At 64.5% G+C, this 4392-nt stretch carries 5 protein-coding genes; 2 read left to right on the top strand and 3 right to left on the bottom strand.

The annotated features are described in order from the left end of the window. The 3 genes from AC1D00_RS28995 to AC1D00_RS28985 form a co-directional block, all read right to left on the bottom strand. Nucleotides 1-1167 (bottom strand): acyl-CoA dehydrogenase family protein (locus AC1D00_RS28995; RefSeq protein WP_477013021.1); only part of this gene is annotated, 1167 nt, incomplete at its 3' end. 283 nt (nt 1168-1450) lie between these two features. Next, nucleotides 1451-1831, bottom strand: a complete 381-nt coding sequence (locus AC1D00_RS28990; protein ID WP_477013020.1) for a VOC family protein — start codon at nt 1829-1831, stop codon at nt 1451-1453. A 117-nt stretch (nt 1832-1948) separates the two neighbouring features. After that, nucleotides 1949-2728 carry an SDR family NAD(P)-dependent oxidoreductase gene (locus AC1D00_RS28985; RefSeq protein WP_135172429.1) on the bottom strand — a complete coding sequence of 260 codons (780 nt, stop codon included), beginning with the start codon at nt 2726-2728 and terminating at the stop codon, nt 1949-1951. 178 nt (nt 2729-2906) lie between these two features. On the opposite strand from AC1D00_RS28985, the gene AC1D00_RS28980 reads away from it, so the two are divergent. Beyond that, nucleotides 2907-3695, top strand: coding sequence for an enoyl-CoA hydratase/isomerase (locus AC1D00_RS28980; protein ID WP_135172430.1), 789 nt, complete (start codon nt 2907-2909; stop codon nt 3693-3695). After that, nucleotides 3692-4392: phosphotransferase family protein (locus tag AC1D00_RS28975; protein ID WP_477013019.1), on the top strand; the 701-nt coding region annotated here is incomplete at its 3' end. The genes AC1D00_RS28980 and AC1D00_RS28975, both read left to right, overlap by 4 nt.

Here is a 4392-nt window from a genome sequence, read left to right as displayed (position 1 = left end):
GTGCGAGATGCCGGATGCGCCGTGCATCTGGATGGCTTGGTCGATGATCTTGCASGCGCGCTCGGGCACCATGGCCTTGACCATGGAGACCCAGACGCGGGCTTCCTTGTTGCCGAGCACGTCCATGGCCTTCGCAGCCTTCAGCACCATCAGCCGCATCGCCTCGATCTCGCAGCGCGCCTGCGCGATGATTTGCATGTTGCCGCCGAGATGGGCGATCTTCTTGCCGAAGGCTTCGCGGGTGAGGCCACGCTGCACCATCAGGTCGAGCGCCTTCTCGGCCTTGCCGATGGTGCGCATGCAGTGATGGATACGCCCCGGTCCGAGGCGCAGCTGCGAGATCTCGAAGCCGCGGCCTTCGCCGAGCAGCATGTTCTCCTTCGGCACGCGCACGTTGTTGAAGCGCATGTGCATGTGGCCGCGCGGGGCGTGGTCCTGGCCGAACACGTACATGGGGCCGAGCACCTCGACGCCGGGCGTGTCGCGCGGCACCAGGATCTGCGACTGCTGCTTGCTCGGCGCGGCGTCCGGATTGGTCTTCACCATCACGATGAGGATCTTGCAGCGGGGATCGCCGAGGCCGGAGATGTAATATTTCTCGCCGTTGATGACCCATTCGTCGCCGACGAGCTTTGCCGTCGTCGAGATGTTCTTGGCGTCGGAGGAGGCGACGTTCGGCTCGGTCATGACATAGGCGGAGCGGATCTCGCCGTTGAGCAGCGGCTTCAGCCACTTCTCCTTCTGCTCCTTGGTGCCGACGCGCTCCAGCACCTCCATGTTGCCGGTGTCGGGCGCAGAACAGTTCATGGTCTCGGAGGCCAGCGGGCTCTTGCCGAGCTCGGAAGCGATATAGGCATAGTCGAGATTCTTCAGGCCCTGGCCGGTCTCGTCATCGGGCAGGAAGAAGTTCCAGAGGCCTTCCTTCTTGGCCTTGTTCTTGGCGACCTCGAGCACTTCGAGCTGCTTCGGCGTGAAGCTCCAGCGGTCTTCCTTGCTCTCTCCGGCCTTGGCGAACTCGATCGACATTGGCTCGACGGTGTCGCGGATGAACTTCCTGACGTGATCGTACAGCGGCCGGACCTGGTCCGACATCCTGAGGTCGTTGAGCTCGTCGCCGGGGTTGAGCGTGTAGTTGGTGGTGCGGGGTATGTAGGTGTGTTTTGTCATTGTTCCTCCCGGTTCACTGAAGCGTACTGGCGGCAAGAATAGTCGCAGCGCGGCCAAAGCGCGAGCACGCATTTTTCACGCGAGCCATGCCACGCAATGGAATATCGCGAGGGCGTTTGAAATGTTGTTTGAAGGGGCGCGCGGGGCACGCCCGCCACACTCTCCGCCGTCATCGCCCGCGCAGGCGGGCGATCCAGTATTCCGAGACGGCAGTGATTGAACCGAGAAGCCGCAGCGTACTGGATTCCCCGCTTTCGCGAGGAATGACAGCGTCCTGGAGCAATCAGTTCGGCATCCGATGCATCGCGCAGATCTTGTTGCCGTCGAGGTCGCGCAAGTAAGCGAGATAAAGCTTGTTCCCCGCGCCCTCGCGGATGCCGGGCGGATTCTCGATCGGCTTTCCGCCAGCGGCGATGCCGGCGGCGTGCCACTTGTCGACCTGCTCGGGCGAGTTGGCGGCAAAGCCGATGGTGCCGCCGTTCGCGCAGGTCGCCGGCTCGCCGTTGATCGGCTTCGTCACCGAGAACACGCCGGTCTTGGTGATGTAGAAGATGCGGTGGCCGTCGACCCGCGCGGGTCGCACCTCGAGCGTGCTCAGCAGGCTGTCGTAGAAAGCCTTGGCCTTGTCGAGGTCGTTGGTGCCGATCATGATGTGGGAAAACATTTGCCCTGTCCCCTCGTTACGATTTGTAACCCGGATGGAGCGCAGCGAGATCCGGGTCTGTTGCTTCTGGTCATCCCGGATTGCGCTGCGCTCCATCCGGGCTACGAACGTAAAAGATCAAAACGCCGTATAGCCGCCGTCGATCACGAACGTGTCCGCGGTGTGATAGGACGAGGCCTTGCTCATCAGATACACGGCGATGCCGCCGAAATCGCCGGGCTCGCCGAAGCGGCGCTGCGGAATGCGCGGCATCACATTGGCGACGAACTTGTCGTTGGCCATGAGCCCTGCGGTCATGTCGCTCTTGATCCAGCCGGGCAGGATGGCGTTTGCGGTGACGCCGTGGCGCGCCAGCTCCACGCCGAGCGCGCGCACCAGTGCGTTGATGGCAGCCTTGGTCGCGGCATAGTGCTCGTTGCGCGCGGTGCCGAAGATCGAGGCGAGGCTCGAGGTCGCCACCAGCCGGCCGAAGGGATCGCCGGCATTGGCGCGGTCGGTCATGTGTCTGGCGGCCGCCTGGAACGCGTGGAACACGCCGTCGAGGTTGGTCGCAAACATCGTGCGCCATTCCTCTTCGGTGCGCTCGATGAAGGAGCGTCGGCCGCCGCCGCCGATGCCGGCATTGGCGAAGCAGCCGTCGACCCGGCCGAAGGTGTCGAGCGTGGCCTTCATCGCGGCATCGACCGAGGCTGGATCGGTGACGTCGCAGACGCGGCTATCCACCTTGCCGGCAAGGCCCGCCAGGCTCGCGGCAGCGCTGTTGTTCTTGTCAGGATTGCGGCCCCAGATCGACACGTTGCAGCCCTGGCCGGCCAGTGCCTGCGCGATGCCGAGCCCGATGCCGCCATTGCCGCCGGTGATCACGGCGACGCGGCCGGAGAGGTCGAAAAGGTTCATGGCGCGTTTTCCGTTTTGGCAAGACTTCCTGGCATGACGCACATCAGCCGCTGCGCGCAAGATTGCTTGCTATGCTCTGATCACCATGGACAAGAGCGCGCCAAAAATCAAATATGCGCCCCGGCAAAAGTAATTCCGGTCTGCGAAACTGACGCAGGCCGCAACTGACGAGGAAACCATGCAGTTCAAACACGTCACGCTCGATTTCGATGGTTCGGTTGCGATCCTCAAGCTCGACCATCAGGAGGTGATGAACGCGGTCTCCATGGACATGCTGGGCGGCCTCGCCGACGCGCTCGATGCGATCGAAGAGAAGAAGGACGAGGTGCGCTGCGTCGTGCTGACCGGCGCGGGGCGGGCGTTCTGCACGGGCGCTAATCTTCAGGGCCGCAACAACCAGTCGAAGAAGACCAAGGCCGGCCTGACGCTGGAGATCGGCTTTCACCCGTTCCTGCGCCGCATCCGCAATCTGCACTGTCCTATTGTCACCGCGGTCAACGGCCCGGCGGCGGGCGCCGGCATGAGCTTCGCACTGCTCGGCGACATGATCCTGTGCGCGCGCTCGTCCTATTTCCTGCAAGCGTTCCGCCGCATCGGCCTCGTGCCGGATTGCGGCTCGACCTGGCTGCTGCCGCGCCTCGTCGGCCGGGCCCGCTCGATCGAATTGTCGCTGATGGGCGAGCGGCTCCCGGCCGAGAAGGCGCTGGAATGGGGCCTCGTCAACCGCGTCTACGATGACGGTGTCCTGATGGAGGAGGCGATGAAGCTCGCGCGCGAGCTTGCCAGCGGCCCGACGGTTGCGCTGTCGCTGATCCGCAAGCTCTACTGGGACAGTCCGGAGAATTCCTTCGAGGATCAGCTCAATCTCGAATTCCAGTGCCAGCTTCGCGCCGGCGACACGCAAGACTTCCGTGAAGGCGTCGGCGCGTTCCTGGAGAAGCGGCCGGCGCAGTTCAAGGGCAAATGATCGAAGCGCAACTCTCCCGCAGCGTCGCGCGCTGGTGCGAGGGGGCGACCGGCGTCGCCGGTGCGGCCAAGCTGTCCGGCGGCGCCAGCCAGGAAACCTGGCGCTTCGACATCGTGCATTCCGATGGACCGATCGGCGCGATCCTGCGCCGCTCACCGAAAGGTTATGGCGCAGCTCCAACGCGCGCGGCGGGGCTCGGCGCCGAAGCGCAACTGATGCAGCTTGCCTATGAGGCCGGGGTGCCGTCGCCGCGCGTGATGCACGTCTTGACGACTGCGGACGACCTCGGCACCGGCTTCATCATGCAGCGGGTCGAGGGCGAGACCATCGCGCGCAAGATCTTGCGCGACGACGAGTTCGCAGCAGTGCGGCCGCATCTGGCGCGGCAGATCGGCGGCGTGCTTGCGGGCCTGCACAGGCTGCCGCTGGACAAGCTGCCCGAATTGCGGCGCATGACCGCGGCGAAGGAGATCGGCGAGTTCGAGCGCGACTATCGCAGCCTGAACTGGCCCAAGCCCGTGTTCGAGCTGGCATTGCGCTGGCTGCGCGACAACGATCCCGGCCCCTCCGCCGAGGAGACGCTGGTGCATGGCGATTTCCGCAACGGCAACCTCATCATCGGTGCCGATGGCGTCCGCGCTGTGCTCGACTGGGAGCTTGCCCATCTCGGCGATCCCATGGAGGATCTCGGCTGGGT

This window comes from Bradyrhizobium sp. P2_E8 (assembly GCF_056403875.1).
The sequence above is the reverse complement of the archived record's forward strand: the minus strand, read 5'-3'. Positions and strand labels throughout refer to the sequence as shown.